This window comes from Rhizobium sp. BK512 (assembly GCF_014194915.1).
Classification (GTDB): Bacteria; Pseudomonadota; Alphaproteobacteria; order Rhizobiales; family Rhizobiaceae; genus Rhizobium.
This window is the reverse complement of the sequence record NZ_JACIAS010000007.1, coordinates 119,164-136,304: the sequence shown is the minus strand read 5'-3', so window position 1 is coordinate 136,304 and position 17,141 is coordinate 119,164. Positions and strand designations below refer to the sequence as shown.

Below are 17,141 nucleotides of genomic sequence, written 5' to 3'. Positions count from 1 at the left end.
CCTTGGGCAGGCTTTCGGTGTGATCGGATCGCCGGATTTTGTAATGGCGGAGAGGGTGGGATTTGAACCCACGATACCCTTGCAGGTATGCCGCATTTCGAGTGCGGTGCATTCGACCACTCTGCCACCTCTCCGCATATTTGGTCGGCGCTTGTTCGGCGCGGGCGTTCTCATAACGAGCAAATGACAGGCTGGCAAGCCGAAATCTCAAGCTTTTCCATCCTTTTGCCTTGACACCTTTCTGTCACTCGCGTATCCCGCATCCGCAATAGGAGCGGAGTAATCCGCCCCTTGCCCGCCTCGCGCTCGCGCGGGGTTTCACCGGCAGACCAGAGTTCCGGGCTAGTTCCCTGAAATCCCTGCTTAACTTCGACTGATAAGAAGACAGCCACCTGCGCTTTGCGGGGAGAGCTGGATCGAACATGAAAGGATAAAATAATGTTCGCAGTCATCAAGACCGGCGGTAAGCAGTACCGTGTGGCAGCCAATGACGTGCTGACCATCGAGAAGCTTGAAGCCTCCGCTGGCGACTCCATTGAATTCACCGAAGTCCTCGTGATCGGCGAAGGTGCCGACGCAGCGATCGGTGCGCCCTTCGTAGCCGGCGCCTCCGTCAAGGCGGAAGTCGTCGACCAGACCCGCGGCAAGAAGGTTATCGCCTTCAAGAAGCGTCGTCGTCAGAATTCGAAGCGTTCGCGCGGCCATCGCCAGCATCACACGGTTGTCCGTATCACGGACATCGTGGCCGCCAAGTAAGATCAACGGGTTTCAGGTTTAAAGGAGAACTCCAATGGCACATAAAAAAGCTGGCGGTTCCTCGCGTAACGGTCGCGATTCCGATTCCAAGCGCCTCGGCGTGAAGAAGTTCGGCGGCGAAAATGTCGTAGCAGGCAACATCATCGTTCGCCAGCGCGGTACGCAGTGGCATCCGGGCGCCAATGTCGGCCTCGGCAAGGATCATACTATTTTTGCGCTTACGGCTGGCAATGTGGACTACCGAACGAAGGCCAATGGTCGCGTGTACGTGTCTGTAATGCCGAAAGCGGAAGCAGCGGAATAAGCCGGTAGCGCTCTAAAACAGCCGGCGTCTCATCGACCCGGCTGACCGTACCAGATTCAGTCCAGAAAACAGGGGAGATGGGGCGCCATCTCCCCTTTTTCTTTGTCCAAACAGGAGGACTGAACATGCAAGGCGAATTGATAAGGGTTGACCAATCACGGTCGACCAGGGAGGACCAAAAGTCTCCCATGGAACGGCTGAGGCCGGAGCGGTTAAGGACCGATTGCCCTGTCTTGTTATCGGAAAGGCTCGTCATGCGCGCGCCCCACGAGGAAGACATTGACGCCCTTGCCCATCTCGCCAACAACGCCAAAGTCGCCACCATGGTATCGCGTATGCCGCACCCATATACCGCCAATGATGCCGCCGACTTTGTTTGGCGTACGCGAAATGGCGAGATTGGCAAGTGCGTCTATGCCATCACCAAAGCCGAAAACGGTGCCTTCATGGGGTGCTGCGGGGTGGAGCCGCATACCGACGAGAAGACCGTCGAGATCGGCTACTGGCTGGGCGAACCCTATTGGAACCAGGGTTATATGACCGAGGCATGCCATGCCCTCGTCGACATGGTGTTCAGGACGCGGCAGCAGGTCGAGCAGATCGATGCCCGCTGCCGGGTCATGAACGTCGCTTCGCGCCGCGTCATCCAGAAGTGCGGCTTCCAGTTCCAGGGGTCCGGCCTTGCCGCATCGCTGGCGCTCGGCAGCAACGTGCCGGTCGAATGGTACCGGCTCGACCGCAAGACCTGGATGTCGCTGAGAAGCTGGGGGGCAATCTCATGAGTTCGGTTACCCTTCAGCGGCCCAAGAGCAAGCCCATGATGCCCGGCCCTGCGCCGGTCATCACCACGGCAAGGCTGACGCTTCGCCCGCACAGGCTGAGTGACGCTCCGGCGATCGCGGAATCGCTTTCCGATTTCGCGGTCACCCGCATGCTGGCCCGCGTTCCCGCCCCCTACGACCGGCAGGATGCGTTGGACTGGCTGATCCCGGTTACGTCAGGCGTAATGCCTGATTGGAGTTTGGCGATCACCGGCAGTGATGATGTTCATATCGGCAATGTGTCGATCGAACTTCGTCACGGCCGCTGGCACCTCGGTTATTGGCTGAACCGCTACTACTGGCAGCGCGGCTATATGAGCGAGGCGGCGGAAGCCGTGCTGGAACGTTTCTCGCGGCGCATGCCTGACGTCCCCGTTCATTCGGGCGTCTTTGCCGACAATCCTGCATCCCTCCGGCTGCAGGAAAAGCTCGGTTTCCGGATGACCGGCTGCAGCGAAATCTACTCTTTCGCCCGCAACACCATGGTCGCCCATATCGAAACCGTGCTGCAGCCTGGCGCTCTGCAGCAGAAAAAGGTCGCCTGATATAGAAGGACGCCGCTATGATGCCTGTCGCGCAAAAGCGTGCAGTGGTTTTGCGGTAACGGCATGCACGAAACAAAGACCTTAAGGCGAGTGAGCGATCTGAAAGATCGCGGCACGCTTTAAGGGCGGCGTCCTTTCAATCGCCGATCTCGACCCGCAGGGGAAAATGATCGGACCCTGGCGAATCCGTATCGATGACAGCGGATTTCAACCGGTCCTTGAGGCCGCAACTGACGAAACAGTAATCGATATGCATCCGCTTGCCGTGATCTTCCGGATCCATCCAGCTGTAGCTTCCGGGCGTATAGGCTCCAAGCGCCGCAAAGGCGTCGATCGGCGTGCCGATCCGCGCCGTACGGCCGTAAAATCCGTCGACGGATCCGGCGAAGGCGCAGTATTCCGGCGATTCCGGCTCCATGTTGAAATCGCCCATGATGACGTAATCCTCCGGCAGCGGCAGCTCTGGAAGCCCGAATTCGCTGCCCCCGCTCAGCGATGCGCCCTCCTGAACGAAGGCATTGATGCGCTCGCGGAGATGGCGAAGCTGCGCAAGGCGTTCGTCGATTGAGACATGATCGAGATGGACGGAATAGACGCGGACAGCGCCGCCGGGGGTCGCAATAACGGTTTCCGTAGCAGCACGCTGCAGGTTTATCTTGTCGATCGTACGGCTGCGCGGCAGAAGCAGCGTGCGCGTCGACAGAATAGGCCAGCGCGACAGGACCATATTGCCGAACTGAAAACGGGTATCGCGCGGCAGCGAAATCCGGCCCTTCGGCGCCTCGACATGCATGTCGCAGGCCGGTCCATAGACCCAGAAATGGTCGGGAAACAGAGCCGCGATAATATCCGGCATATTGGCATAATCGTTCCGAACGAAGCCTCTCGTCACCTCCTGGAGCGCGATGACATCAGCACCTTCGAGGCTTCCGGCGATACGTTCCGGATCGTATCTGCCGTCGAGACCGAAGCCGTACTGTATGTTATAGCTCGCAAAAATCACGATATTCTTTGACCTCCGCCTGAACCGCCTATATCGAATGGGCCAAGAGGGGTCGCCCAAACGCACTGAGTACTGGAAGTAAAATGAAATTTCTCGATGAAGCAAAGGTCTATATCCGGTCGGGTGATGGTGGCGCGGGCAGCGTCTCCTTCCGCCGTGAGAAATTCATCGAGTTCGGCGGGCCCGACGGAGGTGACGGCGGGCGCGGCGGCGATGTCTGGGTTGAGGCCGTCAATGGCCTCAACACGCTGATCGATTTTCGTTACCAGCAGCACTTCAAGGCCAAGGTCGGCATGCACGGCATGGGCAAGAACCGCACCGGCGCCAATGGCGATGACGTGACACTCAAGGTTCCGGTCGGCACGCAGATCCTCGAGGAGGATCAGGAAAGCCTCATCTGCGACCTGACCGAGGAAGGCCAGCGCTTCTGCCTCGCAAAAGGCGGCAATGGCGGCTTCGGCAATTCCCACTTCAAGTCTTCGGTCAATCAGGCGCCGGACTGGGCCAATCCCGGCCTCGAGGGCGAAGAAAAGACCATTTGGCTGCACCTGAAGCTGATTGCGGATGCCGGCCTCGTCGGCCTGCCGAATGCCGGCAAGTCCACCTTCCTCGCTTCCGTGACCCGCGCCCGGCCGAAGATCGCCAATTACCCCTTCACGACGCTGCACCCCAACCTCGGTGTCGCGACTATCGACGAGCGGGAATTCATCCTTGCCGATATTCCCGGTCTCATCGAAGGTGCGCATGAGGGCGTGGGCATCGGCGACCGTTTCCTCGGCCATGTCGAGCGCACGCGCGTACTGCTGCATCTCGTCTCTGCCCAGGAGGAAAAGGTCGGCAAGGCCTACAAGACGGTCAAGCACGAGCTCGAAGCCTATGGCAACGACCTTACCGACAAACCGGAAATCGTTGCGCTATCCCAGATCGACGTCCTCGACGACGCGACGCTGAAGAAGAAGGCCAAGGAACTTGCAAAGGCCTGCGGCAAGACGCCGTTCCTGATTTCGGCCGTTACCGGCAAGGGAATGACGGAAGTGCTGCGCGCGTTGCGCGACATCATCGTCGAAGCCAATACCGAGGAAAAGCCGGCCAAGACCCCCAAGCTGCGCCATCGCGACATGATCCTCAGCGACGAGGACGAGAGCGATGAGTAGCCGCAAACCGCTGGATCGCTATCGCCGCGTCGTCATCAAGATCGGCTCGGCGCTCTTGGTCGATCGCAAGACCGGCCTGAAGAAATCATGGCTCGATGCCATGTGCGCCGATATCGCTGCGCTGAAGTCCAAAGGCGTCGATATTCTCGTAGTATCGTCAGGCGCCATCGCACTCGGCCGCTCGGTGCTCGATCTACCCTCCGGCGCCCTGAAGCTGGAGGAAAGTCAGGCGGCAGCGGCCGTCGGTCAGATCGCGTTGGCACGTGCCTGGTCCGAAAGCCTGTCACACGATGAGATCGTCGCCGGCCAGATCCTGCTGACCTTGGGCGACACCGAAGAGCGCCGCCGTTACCTCAACGCCCGCGCCACCATCAATCAACTTCTGAAGATCGGCGCCGTGCCGATCATCAATGAGAACGACACGGTCGCGACCAGCGAGATCCGCTATGGCGACAATGATCGCCTCGCTGCCCGTGTCGCCACCATGACCGGCGCTGACCTGCTGATCCTTCTCTCCGATATCGACGGTCTCTACACAGCTCCGCCGCATCTCGATCCGGATGCGCAATTCCTTGAGACCATTGCGGAAATCACGCCCGAGATCGAGGCCATGGCCGGTGGTGCGGCCTCGGAACTCTCACGCGGCGGCATGCGCACCAAGATCGATGCCGGCAAGATCGCGACGACCTCCGGCTGCGCCATGATCATCGCGTCAGGCAAGACGGAAAGTCCGCTGTCGGCAATCGAAAACGGTGCGCGCTCCTCCTGGTTTGCACCTTCGGGCACGCCCGTCACCGCCCGCAAGACCTGGATCGCCGGCCAGCTTCAGCCGGCCGGCATGCTGCAGCTCGATGAGGGTGCCGTCACGGCCCTCGGCGCCGGCAAGAGCCTGTTGCCCGCTGGCGTGCGCAGCATCTCCGGCAATTTCGCCCGCGGCGATACAGTTGCGATCATCGCTCCCTCCGGACGCGAGATTGCCCGTGGGCTCGTCAGCTACGACGCAGAGGAAGCCCGCCAGATCGCCGGCCGCAAATCGGCTGAGATCGAGGCAATCCTCGGTTATCCCGGCCGCGCCGCCATGGTCCATCGCGACGATATGGTAATGACGGCGCAGATCGGCTCGAAATCGGAAAGGCAGAAGAAGGACGCAAGCTATGCTTGATACTGTTGCGCTAAGCCCTGACATTGACGTGCTGATGAACGACATCGGCCGCAAGGCCAAGGCCGCCGCGCGACCATTGGGCTTTGCTTCCACCGATGCCAAGAACAAGGCTCTGAACGCGATGGCGGATGCCATCCTTGCGAACAAGGCCCGTATCCTTTCGGAAAATGCCAAGGATTTGAAGGATGTGGAGGGGACGGACATGCTCGCCTCCTTCATCGACCGCCTGACGCTGAACGACAAGCGTGTCATCGAAATGGCCGAGGGTATTCGCGCGATTGCCGCTCTTCCCGATCCTGTCGGCGAAGTCATCGCCGCCTGGGACCGGCCGAACGGCCTGAAGATCGAACGTGTCCGCACGCCACTCGGCGTCATCGGTGTCATCTTTGAAAGCCGGCCGAACGTCACGGCCGATGCCGGTGCGCTCTGCCTGAAGGCCGGCAATGCGGTGATCCTGCGCTGCGGTTCGGATTCGCGCCGTTCCTCGGCTGCGATCCATGCCTGCATGGTCGAGGGCCTGAAGGAAGCCGGCTTGCCGGAATATGCGATCCAGCTCGTACCTGTCACCGATCGCGCAGCCGTCGGCGCCATGCTGCGCGGGCTTGATGGCACGATCGACGTCATCGTGCCGCGTGGCGGCAAGAGCCTCGTTGCCCGCGTGCAGAGCGAAGCGCGCGTGCCGGTTTTCGCCCATCTCGAAGGCCTCTGCCATATCTATGTCGATGCCTCCGCCGATCTCGAAATGGCGAAGGATATCATCGTCAATGCCAAGATGCGCCGCACCGGCGTCTGCGGTGCAGCCGAAACCCTGCTGGTTGACGAGGCCGTCTCCGCCACGCATCTGAAACCATTGATCGAGGTTCTGAGCCGAGCCGGGTGCGAGGTTCGCGCCTCGGCCGCCGTTATCGACGTCGTGCCGGGCTTGAAGCCTGCGACCGAAGAAGACTGGTCGACCGAATATCTGGATGCCATCATTTCCGTTGCTGTCGTCGACGGCATCTCCGGCGCGATCGGTCATATCCAGAAATATTCGTCGAACCATACTGAAGCCGTGCTTGCCGAAGACCCAGAAGTCGTCGAGCGCTTCTTCACCGAGATCGACTCGGCCATCCTGCTGCACAACGCCTCCACCCAATTCGCTGATGGCGGTGAATTCGGCATGGGTGCGGAGATCGGCATTGCCACTGGCAAGATGCATGCGCGCGGCCCTGTAGGCGTCGAGCAGCTTACTTCTTTCAAATACCGCGTTCGCGGCAACGGACAGACGCGGCCCTGACGTGACCACGGAGCATATAGGCCGGCAGTATCTGCGCATGCCGCATTGCGAACGCGGCATGATCGTCGGCCTATTCGGCGGCTCCTTCAATCCGCCGCATGAAGGCCATGCCTTGGTCGCCGAAATCGCCATTCGCCGTCTGGGGCTGGATCAGCTCTGGTGGATGGTGACACCGGGCAATCCACTCAAAAGTCGATATCATCTGGCACCACTTTCGGAGCGCATAGCGCGCAGCGAGGCGATCGCCACCGACCCACACATCAAGGTCACGGCCTTCGAACAGGCATTTGGCGTGAGCTACACGGCCAGTACGCTCGCCCGCGTGAAGGCGCGCAATCCGCATGTGCATTTCATCTGGATCATGGGCGCTGACAGCATGGAAAATTTCCATCGCTGGCAGAAATGGCAGAATATCGCGCGCACCTTCCCGATCGCCGTCATCGACCGGCCAGGCTCGACGCTCTCGTACCTTTCCTCGAAAATGGCCAAGACCTTTGCCTTTGCGCGCATCGATGAAGATGACGCCCGTGTGCTCTGGAAGAAGCCGGCGCCCGCCTGGACCTTCATTCACGGTCCACGCTCAACCTTGAGCTCGACAGCCATCCGCAACGGCGACCAGCACAAGGCCGCGGAATAATCGGATTGTTTTAGAAGTTTCCAGAAATGAAAAGCCCGACGCGGGAGGAGGTGCGTCGGGCTTAAAACTTGATCGACAACTGGGAGGAGGAGTGTTGTCGATCCTATCGGACGGCTATGGGAGGAGGAGAAGCCGTCGGATGATTGTCTTTTAGCACATTTGTTCAGAAGGTGAATATATACAAGTGCATTGCAGCAATGCATATCATGCAAGCCTCGTCGAGATACGACGACGACGGCTGCCATTTTAATCAGCAATAACAGATCGATTTAGGCTTTCCATTCTCTCAGCTTGTCATTTGCAAGGCTGAACTGCCACATTTATGCCTCGGCAATTTTTGGCTCGCCATGAGCCATGCATCTCACGAATGCGTGAGGAGCCGTGCGTGAAACCTACGCTTTTTTGCTGCCGATATATTTTATGAAACGCAGCCCTAGCCAAACCTTACCTGCCGTTATATCCGTCTAGATATTTCGTTCTTGGGGAGAAAATCATGCACAATCGCCGCCGCTGGATGAAACTGGCAACCGCCGCAATCTCGGCGATCTGGCTTGGCGCAGCAGCGCTTTCCGCGCCCGCTGAAGCCGCCGAAAAGGTCACCGTTTTCGCAGCTGCAAGCTTGAAGGATGCGCTCGACGCAGCCAACGCAGCCTGGGCGAAGGAAAGCGGCAAGGAAGCCGTCGCCTCCTACGCCGCAAGCGGTGCGCTTGCCAAGCAGATCGAAAACGCCGCCCCAGCCGACGTCTTCATTTCCGCTGACCTCAACTGGATGGATTACGTCGCCGACAAGAAGTTGATCAAGGCCGACACCCGCTCCAACCTGCTCGGCAACCGACTCGTCCTGGTCGCCGAAAACGGCAAGCAGAAGCCGGTCGAGATCAAATCGGGCTTCGATCTCGCCAGCCTGATCGGGGATGGCAAGCTCGCAATGGGCGAACCGAAGTCGGTTCCGGCCGGCAAGTATGGCCAGACAGCGCTCGACAAGCTTGGGGTCTGGAAATCCGTGGAAAGCAAGGTGGCCTATTCTGAAAGCGTGCGTGCTGCCCTCGCCCTCGTTTCCCGTGGCGAAGCGCCTTACGGCATCGTCTATCAGACCGATGCGGCCGCCGATAAGGGCGTTGCGATCGTCGGCACCTTCCCGGCTGATTCCCACCCGCCGATCATCTATCCGATCGCCCTGCTTGCCGAGAGCAAGAACCCGGATGCTGCTGCCTATCTCGACTTCCTGAAGTCGGACAAGGCTGCTCCCTTCTTCACTGCACAGGGCTTCACCATCCTGAAATAATTGCGCAATTGGCGCCCAGAGCTTAGCGTGAAGGCTCGCTTCGGCGGGCCTTCACTGTTTCGGAGAAGATGACGCTTGGAAATGTTTGGTTTGAGCGATGAGGAATGGACAGCGATCCTGCTGAGCCTGCGTATATCCTCGGTCGCCACTGTGGCGAGCCTGCCGCTCGGCATCCTGGTCGCCCTGTTGCTCGCGCGCGGTCGCTTTTGGGGAAAGTCCGTAGTGAACGGCATCGTCCACTTGCCGCTGATCCTGCCGCCGGTCGTTACCGGCTTTATCCTCCTCGTCCTTTTCGGACGCCGTGGCCCGATCGGCAGCCTGCTGGATCAATATCTGGGCATCGTACTGGCCTTCCGCTGGACCGGTGCGGCACTCGCCTGCGGCGTCATGGGTTTCCCCCTGATGGTGCGTAGCATTCGTCTCTCCATCGAAGCCGTCGACCGGAAACTGGAGGAAGCTGCCGGGACGCTCGGCGCGAGCCCGGTCTGGGTTTTCCTGACCATCACGCTGCCGCTGATCATTCCCGGCGTCATCGTCGGCATGATCCTCTGCTTTGCCAAAGCGATGGGCGAGTTCGGCGCCACCATCACCTTCGTCTCCAACATCCCGGGCGAGACGCAGACACTATCGACCGCCATCTACACCTTTACCCAGGTGCCGGGCGGTGATGCCGTCGCCATGCGGCTTACCCTTATTTCCATCGCCATCTCCATGCTGGCTCTTCTCGCTTCGGAATTTCTCGCCTATCTCGCCGGCCGGAGGATCGATCCGGAATGACACTCATCGTCGAAGCAAGACATCGCCTTGGTGCCTTCGGGCTTGATGCCGCCTTTACATCCGAACGCGGGGTGACCGCTCTCTTCGGCCGTTCCGGCTCCGGCAAGACCTCCGTGATCCGTATCATTGCCGGCCTCACTCGACCGACTGATGGCCGGGTCCTGCTCGACGGCGAGGCGCTGACGGATACGGCAAAGGGCATCTTCATTCCCCAGCATCGCCGTCGCTTCGGCTATGTCTTCCAGGAAGCACGCCTCTTTCCGCACTTGAGCGTCCGCTCGAACCTCTCTTATGGCCGGTGGTTCACGCCGAAATCCGCACATACTGAAAATTTCGATCGCGTCGTCGATCTGCTCGGCATCGGCCAGCTGCTCGACCGCAGCCCTTCAAAGCTGTCGGGAGGCGAGAAGCAGCGTGTCGCGATCGGTCGCGCGTTGCTTGCTTCGCCGCGCCTGCTGCTGATGGACGAGCCCCTGGCCGCATTGGATGAAGCCCGCAAGGGCGAGATCTTGCCCTATCTCGAGCGTCTGCGCGACGAGATGGATATTCCGATCGTCTATGTCAGCCATTCGATCGCGGAAGTCGCGCGCCTCGCAAATCAGGTCGTCGTCATGCGTGACGGCAAGGTGGAAGCGGCAGGTCTTGCGACAGAAGTCCTCAGTCGCTCCTCGCTGCTGCCGGAAGACCGAAGAGAGGCGGGTGCCGTGCTGGAAGGCACAGTCGAGAGTATCGATTTGACCAATCGAATTTCGGTGGTGCTGCTGAAGGCCGGCAGGCTCTATGTTCCAGGTGCCGCGCCGGCCGCGGGCAGAGCCGTGCGCATCCGCATCCCCGCCCGAGACGTGATGCTGGCAATACAAAAGCCGGAAGGGTTGAGCGCTCTCAACATTCTGGAAGGGACCATCTCGCAGGTTTCACCGGCGGAGGATGGAACCGTCGAGATCCGCCTCGATTGCGCCGGCGATGCCGTGCTCTCCCGCATCACCGCACTGTCCTGCGAGCGCCTGGGGCTAAATCCGGGTATGCCCGCTTTCGCCGTTATCAAGACTGTCGCGCTGGAAGCCTGATCAACGCCGGTCGTCCGGCTGCGGATTGCGGTTATTTTCCAGCCAGGTGAGATCATCGGCAAGACTGCTGCGCACGGTCTTTTCCATGTTGCGAAAGCGCGCCAGCAATTGGTCCCCGAATGGCGTCAATGCCGCACCGCCGCCCTTCTGGCCGCCGCGCTGTGATTCAACCACCTGCGCCTTGAACATGCGATTCATCTCGGCAACTAGCAGCCATGCGCGGCGATAGGACATGTCCATTGCGCGGCCGGCAGCCGAGATCGAACCTGTCTCGCGGATATGCTCGAGCAGCTCCATCTTGCCGCGGCCGAGGCGATCGTCATCGGGAAAGGTGATTCGCAGGACGGGCGTAAGGGAATTTTTGGCGGGTTCGGTCATATCGGTCGGAATTTGGAGACATTATCGGCACTTTACGCCCGACCGCAGACGCTGTACATCGCAACTCCATTCGACCTGGGGTCGAAATCTCGATTTCGTGACGCCAAATGCGGCTTTTGGCCGTTCGCGCGCTGCGCCGCGTCTTGAAACGTTAATGGTTTGATGCCTATCTTAACCATGATCCGGTGACGCCGGATCTGTGTTGTGCATGGTTTGTCATTCCAGGAAAGGGAAAGCACTGACAACAGTACACGCCAAGGGAAAAACGCTTGCCGTTCTCCCGAAGGGTTCGGAACGTGGCGCCGATGCCGCCGCCCGTGCTCTGGAAGCCGTCCTCGTCAGCCTCGAGGACTCCAAAGCTGAAGATATCGTCACCATCAACATTGCCGGAAAATCGGCGCTGGGAGACTACATGGTTGTTGTCTCCGGCCGCTCGAACAGGCACGTCATGGCGATCGCCGATCATCTTCTGACTGATCTCAAGGACGAGGGTTTCGGTACAGCCCGCGTCGAGGGTCAGGAAGGCGGTGACTGGATCCTCATCGACACCGGTGACATCATCGTGCATGTGTTCCGTCCCGAAATTCGCGAGTTCTACAACATCGAAAAGATGTGGGCGGCTCCGGATATGGACGAGGAAACGCGGCACTGACAGGCAGCCCGGCATTCGCCCGGCGCCTGAGACGTGGTAACTGGCCGGGCCAGCTTTCGATCGCTGGCCGGTAAGTCCACATTGCGCTTCTTGAAGCGCGGCATAGCAGGAGTGGATGAATGCGGATTGGTCTTTTTGCGGTGGGTCGGCTGAAGTCCGGCCCCGAAAAGGATCTTGCGGCCCGCTATTTCGACCGTTTTGCCAAGGCCGGCCCTGCGGTTGGCCTGGAATTCTCTCGTATCGCCGAAGTGGCTGAAAGCCGCGCCTCCAATGCGGAGACCCGCAAGCGTGAGGAGGCGGCCATGCTGCAGAAGTCGCTCTCTGAAGGCAGCATCCTCATTCTCCTCGATGAACGCGGCAAGGCGCTGGACAGCGAAGCTTTCGCCAATCTCCTCGGCACCTATCGCGATCAGGGCAAACGCGACCTAACGATCGCGATCGGCGGTGCCGATGGCCTCGATCCTTCCCTCTACGACCGGGCCGACATGACCCTTTGCCTTGGCAAGATGACATGGCCTCATCAGATCGTCCGCACGCTGATTGCCGAACAGCTCTATCGGGCGGTGACCATCCTTTCCGGCCACCCCTACCATCGTGTGTGACGCGGCCAAAAACACTCACGCAGCCGTGTTTTGCGTGACGACCTCTTCTCCTTCAAACTTTCTGGCCAACGGCCCCAAATCAGCTTAGGTTCCGGGCGATTTGAACGAGTAAACCCCGACACGCATGACGAGAGCTGCCCCCAAGCGATCCCGCCTGTTTTTGCCGGCCGTTGCCGCAGGGCTCGGTGCGGCCGTCATTGCCATTTCGGGAAACCCTTTTGCCGTACAGGCGCAGGACGCGCCGCCTCCGCCCGCAGCAGCCGAACAGACCGCCCCGGTCACGTCAGCCGAGCAACCGCCACCTGACCCCGCGGCCGAACTGGCGAAGAAGCGCGACGAGACGCGGGCCGAACTCGACAAGCTGTCGAAGACGATCAACCTCTCCTCGGACAAGGTGAGCGAGCTTCAAAGCAGCATCGACAATCTGGAAAAGAGCACTGCAAGCATTCGCCAGGCACTGATCGATTCCGCCGCGCGCCGCAAAGGCCTGGAAGGCAAGATTCTCGACAGCGAAAAGAAGCTCGCTGACATCGGCGTCAAGGAAGACGGCATTCGCCGTTCGCTGCACGAGCGCCGCGGCGTTTTGGCCGAAGTCCTTGCCGCCTTGCAGCGTATGGGCCGCAACCCGCCGCCCGCCCTTCTCGTCACACCCGACGACGCCCTTGCCTCGGTCCGCAGCGCTATTCTGCTCGGCGCCGTCGTTCCGGGCATCCGCAAGGAGACCGAAAAGCTGGCGGCCGATCTTGCCAATCTTTCAGCATTGCAGACGGCAAGCGCCAAGGAGAAGGAAGATCTGACCATCACCATGGCAAACAGCCTGGAGGAGGAGCGGCGCATGGACTTGCTGCTTGCCGAAAACGACAAGCTGAGCCGCACCAATGCCGCCGAACTGGAAGCCGAGAAGCAGCGATCCCAGGAACTGGCAAGCAAGGCAACGACGCTCGAAAGCCTCGTTGCCTCGATGGAAACGGAGATCGCCTCCGTGCGCGACGCCGCCGCTGCCGCCCGGCAGGCAGAGGAAAACCGCAAGCTCCTGACCGACGAGCAGCGCGCCCAGGCAAAGGCCCTGGCCGACAGCGGAGTGCCCGATAAAAACCGCATTGCGCCCGCATATCCCTTCGGAGAATTGAAGGCGAAGCTGGAGTTGCCTGTGGCGGGCGATATTCTGCGCCAGTTCGGAGATGCCGATGGCACCGGACACGAGGCCATGGGAATGACTGTTGCGACCAATCCGGAAACGGTGGTGACTGCGCCTGCTGACGGGCTGGTGGTTTTTGCCGGCGCTTTCCGCAGCTATGGCCAGATGATCATCCTCGACGCTGGCGACGGATACCACCTGGTTATCTCAGGCATGGATACGATCAGCACTCGTCAGGGAAAATTCGTTTTCTCCGGCGAACCGCTGGCCGTGATGGGTGCTAAAAGAGTGGCAAGCGCAACCGCATTGGCGCTGGAAACAGATCGGCCAACGCTTTACATTGAGTTTCGAAAGGACGGTAAACCGGTCGATTCCCGACCGTGGTGGACCGCCAAAGACACTGGAAAGGCACGCAATGATTCGTAGGGCTTCTCTTGTTCTGGTCGGCGCACTGATGGGCGCGACCGCGATGAGCGTCATTTACTCCGCAGGCGTGCCTGCAGAGGCGGCGGGAGCATCGACCTATAAGGAGCTTTCGGTATTCGGTGACGTCTTCGAACGCGTGCGTGCGCAATATGTAACGCCGCCGGCCGAGGACAAGCTGATCGAGAGCGCCATCAACGGCATGCTGTCCTCGCTCGATCCGCATTCCAGCTACATGAATGCGAAGGACGCCGAAGACATGCGCACCCAGACCAAGGGTGAGTTTGGCGGCCTCGGTATCGAAGTCACCATGGAAGACGAGCTCGTCAAGGTCATCACCCCGATCGACGATACTCCGGCTGCCAAGGCTGGCGTTCTCGCCGGCGATTATATTTCCGAGATCGACGGCCAGTCCGTCCGCGGGCTGAAGCTCGAAGACGCCGTCGAGAAGATGCGCGGCGCCGTCAACACGCCGATCAAGCTGACGCTGATCCGCAAGGGCGCTGACAAGCCGATCGAACTGACGATCGTGCGTGACGTCGTTGCTGTCCAGGCCGTCAAGTCGCGCGTCGAGGATGATGTCGGTTACCTGCGCGTCATCTCCTTCACCGAAAAGACCTATCCGGATCTCGAAAAGGCGATCCAGAAGATCAAGGCGACCGTTCCTGCCGACAAACTCAAGGGCTTCGTTCTTGACTTGCGTCTCAATCCCGGCGGTCTGCTCGATCAGGCGATCAACGTATCCGATGCCTTCCTGGAGCGCGGCGAAGTGGTATCCACCCGCGGCCGCAATCCGGATGAGACGCGCCGCTTCAATGCCGGCCCTGGTGACCTGACCGACCACAAGCCGCTCATCGTTCTCATCAACGGCGGTTCGGCTTCCGCGTCGGAAATCGTTGCCGGCGCCCTGCAGGATCTGCGTCGTGCCACCGTTCTCGGCACCCGCTCCTTCGGCAAGGGCTCCGTCCAGACGATTATTCCGCTCGGCGAAAACGGCGCGCTGCGCCTGACGACGGCGCTCTACTACACGCCATCGGGTCGCTCGATCCAGGGCACCGGCATTACGCCTGACATCAAGGTGGAAGAGCCCCTTCCGGCCGATCTCCAAGGCAAGATGGTGACCGAGGGCGAATCCGCCCTGCGCGGCCACATCAAGGGCCAGAGCGAGACTGAGGAAGGTTCGGGCTCGGTCGCCTATGTCCCGCCGGATCCAAAGGACGACGTCCAGCTCAACTACGCACTCGACCTGCTGCGCGGCAAGAAGACCGATCCGTCCTTCCCGCCGGACCCTGAAAAGGCCGTGGTCGCCAAGTAATTCTTCGATTTCAAGGCCGGGCGATTGTCCGGCCTTGAGGCTTTCTGCTGTTTCCCGGTTTTGGAGCGGGCAAGGAATTGGGAACGGACCTGCATGCACCCTTAGGCCGCAACCGCAAGGCTGCGCGCAAACGCCCCGGCATATTGCGGATCGGGCAGATAGTCGCGAGCATCTGTCTTGTCGCGATCGGCGGGTTTTCTCTTTACACGGCATTTCACGACGATGGCCTCGAGCGGTCGATACCGCCGGCATCGCAGGATGTCACGGCCGCTCCGCCGACCGACACGATCCAGCAACCGCCGACCTCGGGCAATCAGACAGCAAACGGCATGCCACGCTCAGAACCGAGCTCGGGCGCCAACGTGGAACGCATGGTGACCGGAGACGGCTCCGTCGTCACCAAATACAGTCCGCGCCCACGCTACGGCAACGGCCCGGTTCTGGTCGACGCCATGCAGGTGGGTCAGGATCCCCGCATGGCGGCCATCCCCAACGACAATCTGTTGGAAGATACGCCCTTCGGCCGGCTGCCGATCACGGGCCCCGACGGCAAACGGCCGATGGATCAATATGCGCGTCCCTGGTCCGGCACGCGCGGCACACGCATCGCGATCGTCCTCAGCGGCCTCGGTCTCAGCCAGACCGGCACGCAGCGCGCCATCAAGCAATTGCCGGAAGAAATCACTTTCGCCTTTGCTGCCAGCGGCAACAGCCTGCAGCGCTGGATGCAGGATGCCCGTCGTGGCGGCCATGAAATATTGCTGCAAGTGCCGCTGGAACCATTCGATTACCCGGCGAATGATCCAGGTCCGGATACGCTACTGACCTCGAAGCCAGTGGCACGCAATATCGAAAGCCTGCACCGATCCATGGGCGAGATCACGAACTATACCGGCATCATGAACTACCTTGGCGGACGTTTCCTCTCCGATCCCAAGGCCATGGAGCCGATCATGCGCGATATCGGCAAGCGCGGGCTGCTGTTCCTCGACGACGGCACTTCGGCACAATCCAAGACGGCTGCGGTCGCCAAAGGCACGGAGCTTCCTTATGCTTTCGCCGATCTGCAACTGGACAGCCAGGTCGACGTGAACACGATCCTGCAGAAACTCGACGAATTGGAGCGTATCGCTCGCCGCAACGGCCAGGCAATCGGGGTTGCCTCGGCTTTCGACGAGAGCATTGACGCGATCTCCAAATGGAGCGAGGAAGCGGCCATGCGCGGCATTGAGATTGTCGGCGTTGCAGCACTCGTCAACGACCCCAAGAATCCCTGAGCGGAGAGAACCATGAGCCAGGCGACTGTAAGAGCCGAGGACCTGCCCTATCGCCCCTGCGTCGGCGTAATGATCCTGAACCGCGAGGGCCTTGTCTGGGCCGGACGGCGCATCCCTGACGGCAATTCTGAATATGACGGCTCGCCGCAGCTCTGGCAGATGCCCCAAGGCGGCATCGACAAGGGTGAGGACCCGCTGGAAGCGGCCTATCGCGAGCTTTACGAAGAGACCGGTATCCGGACCGTGACGCTGCTTGCCGAGGCGAAAGACTGGATCAATTACGACCTGCCGCCGCAACTGATCGGCATCGGCTTAAGGGGCAAGTATCGCGGCCAGACGCAGCGCTGGTTTGCCTTCCGCTTCGAAGGCGATGAAAGCGAGGTCGCCATCAACCCGCCCCCCGGCGGCCATGAGGCGGAATTCGACGCCTGGGAGTGGAAGCCGATGGAGGAACTGCCGGGCCTGATCGTTCCCTTCAAGCGCACTGTCTATGAACGGGTCGTGGCGGAATTCCGTCATCTTTCCGGCCTGATCCCGGAAGACTGAGCGTCAAACGAAGCTGTCATCGA

The 17,141-nt window shown here is 60.4% G+C and carries 19 protein-coding genes and 1 tRNA gene; 17 read left to right on the top strand and 3 right to left on the bottom strand.

The annotated features are described in order from the left end of the window. Positions 1-44: 44 nt before the first annotated feature. Positions 45-134: transfer RNA gene (locus tag FHX06_RS24050), tRNA-Ser, on the bottom strand. Between the two features lie 304 nt (positions 135-438). Between FHX06_RS24050 and rplU the strand changes: the two genes are divergently transcribed. The 4 genes from rplU to FHX06_RS24030 all read left to right on the top strand — a co-directional run bounded on the left by rplU (position 439) and on the right by FHX06_RS24030 (position 2,426). Then, positions 439-756 carry a 50S ribosomal protein L21 gene (gene rplU, locus FHX06_RS24045; protein ID WP_007824851.1) on the top strand — a complete coding sequence of 106 codons (318 nt, stop codon included), beginning with the start codon at positions 439-441 and terminating at the stop codon, positions 754-756. A gap of 34 nt (positions 757-790) precedes the next feature. Beyond that, on the top strand, positions 791-1,060 hold the full coding sequence (gene rpmA, locus FHX06_RS24040) for a 50S ribosomal protein L27 (protein ID WP_007824841.1): 270 nt from the start codon (positions 791-793) through the stop codon (positions 1,058-1,060). A gap of 125 nt (positions 1,061-1,185) precedes the next feature. Continuing rightward, positions 1,186-1,842: a GNAT family N-acetyltransferase gene (locus FHX06_RS24035; RefSeq protein WP_113209788.1), complete on the top strand. Its 657-nt coding sequence runs from the start codon at positions 1,186-1,188 to the stop codon at positions 1,840-1,842. Continuing rightward, positions 1,839-2,426, top strand: a complete 588-nt coding sequence (locus tag FHX06_RS24030; protein ID WP_113206096.1) for a GNAT family N-acetyltransferase — start codon at positions 1,839-1,841, stop codon at positions 2,424-2,426. Before FHX06_RS24035 ends, FHX06_RS24030 begins: the two co-directional genes overlap by 4 nt. A gap of 136 nt (positions 2,427-2,562) precedes the next feature. Here FHX06_RS24030 and FHX06_RS24025 read toward each other — a convergent pair whose 3' ends face one another. Beyond that, positions 2,563-3,429, bottom strand: a complete 867-nt coding sequence (locus tag FHX06_RS24025; protein ID WP_113115914.1) for an endonuclease/exonuclease/phosphatase family protein — start codon at positions 3,427-3,429, stop codon at positions 2,563-2,565. A gap of 83 nt (positions 3,430-3,512) precedes the next feature. Here FHX06_RS24025 and obgE point away from each other — a divergent pair, with 83 nt between their 5' ends. From obgE to modC, 7 genes are all read left to right on the top strand, one after another. Further along, a complete protein-coding gene (gene obgE / locus FHX06_RS24020; protein WP_018114298.1) occupies positions 3,513-4,583 on the top strand; it encodes a GTPase ObgE in 1,071 nt (356 codons plus the stop codon). Next, entirely contained in the window at positions 4,576-5,745 is a 1,170-nt protein-coding gene (gene proB / locus FHX06_RS24015) for a glutamate 5-kinase (protein ID WP_113209790.1), read from the top strand. Before obgE ends, proB begins: the two co-directional genes overlap by 8 nt. Next, positions 5,738-7,021, top strand: coding sequence for a glutamate-5-semialdehyde dehydrogenase (locus FHX06_RS24010; protein WP_113209791.1), 1,284 nt, complete (start codon positions 5,738-5,740; stop codon positions 7,019-7,021). The genes proB and FHX06_RS24010 overlap by 8 nt, the downstream gene beginning before the upstream one ends. A gap of 37 nt (positions 7,022-7,058) precedes the next feature. Continuing rightward, positions 7,059-7,658 (top strand): nicotinate-nucleotide adenylyltransferase, encoded by a 600-nt coding sequence (locus FHX06_RS24005; RefSeq protein ID WP_246715634.1) that lies wholly within the window; start codon positions 7,059-7,061, stop codon positions 7,656-7,658. A gap of 493 nt (positions 7,659-8,151) precedes the next feature. Then, the gene (gene modA / locus FHX06_RS24000) at positions 8,152-8,943 is read left to right on the top strand and encodes a molybdate ABC transporter substrate-binding protein (protein WP_113115909.1); all 792 of its coding nucleotides are present in this window, start codon (positions 8,152-8,154) and stop codon (positions 8,941-8,943) included. A 75-nt stretch (positions 8,944-9,018) separates the two neighbouring features. Beyond that, a complete protein-coding gene (gene modB / locus FHX06_RS23995; protein ID WP_113209793.1) occupies positions 9,019-9,720 on the top strand; it encodes a molybdate ABC transporter permease subunit in 702 nt (233 codons plus the stop codon). After that, a complete protein-coding gene (modC, locus tag FHX06_RS23990; protein ID WP_113209794.1) occupies positions 9,717-10,787 on the top strand; it encodes a molybdenum ABC transporter ATP-binding protein in 1,071 nt (356 codons plus the stop codon). Before modB ends, modC begins: the two co-directional genes overlap by 4 nt. Here modC and FHX06_RS23985 read toward each other — a convergent pair whose 3' ends face one another. After that, positions 10,788-11,165 carry a winged helix-turn-helix domain-containing protein gene (locus tag FHX06_RS23985; protein ID WP_018114198.1) on the bottom strand — a complete coding sequence of 126 codons (378 nt, stop codon included), beginning with the start codon at positions 11,163-11,165 and terminating at the stop codon, positions 10,788-10,790. It abuts the gene before it with no gap. Positions 11,166-11,373: 208 nt separating this feature from the next. On the opposite strand from FHX06_RS23985, the gene rsfS reads away from it, so the two are divergent. The 6 genes from rsfS (at position 11,374) to FHX06_RS23955 (ending at position 17,118) form a co-directional block, all read left to right on the top strand. Next, positions 11,374-11,817 (top strand): ribosome silencing factor, encoded by a 444-nt coding sequence (rsfS, locus tag FHX06_RS23980; protein ID WP_018114199.1) that lies wholly within the window; start codon positions 11,374-11,376, stop codon positions 11,815-11,817. A gap of 119 nt (positions 11,818-11,936) precedes the next feature. Further along, complete coding sequence (gene rlmH, locus FHX06_RS23975; RefSeq protein WP_112544920.1) at positions 11,937-12,419, top strand: 23S rRNA (pseudouridine(1915)-N(3))-methyltransferase RlmH; 483 nt, start codon at positions 11,937-11,939, stop codon at positions 12,417-12,419. A gap of 154 nt (positions 12,420-12,573) precedes the next feature. Further along, positions 12,574-13,983: a murein hydrolase activator EnvC family protein gene (locus FHX06_RS23970; RefSeq protein ID WP_113209851.1), complete on the top strand. Its 1,410-nt coding sequence runs from the start codon at positions 12,574-12,576 to the stop codon at positions 13,981-13,983. Then, positions 13,973-15,295 carry a S41 family peptidase gene (locus FHX06_RS23965; protein WP_112544921.1) on the top strand — a complete coding sequence of 441 codons (1,323 nt, stop codon included), beginning with the start codon at positions 13,973-13,975 and terminating at the stop codon, positions 15,293-15,295. The genes FHX06_RS23970 and FHX06_RS23965 overlap by 11 nt, the downstream gene beginning before the upstream one ends. A gap of 77 nt (positions 15,296-15,372) precedes the next feature. Then, positions 15,373-16,572: a divergent polysaccharide deacetylase family protein gene (locus tag FHX06_RS23960; RefSeq protein WP_113209795.1), complete on the top strand. Its 1,200-nt coding sequence runs from the start codon at positions 15,373-15,375 to the stop codon at positions 16,570-16,572. A 12-nt stretch (positions 16,573-16,584) separates the two neighbouring features. After that, the gene (locus FHX06_RS23955; protein ID WP_113204266.1) at positions 16,585-17,118 is read left to right on the top strand and encodes an RNA pyrophosphohydrolase; all 534 of its coding nucleotides are present in this window, start codon (positions 16,585-16,587) and stop codon (positions 17,116-17,118) included. The last annotated feature ends 23 nt before the right edge of the window (positions 17,119-17,141 follow it).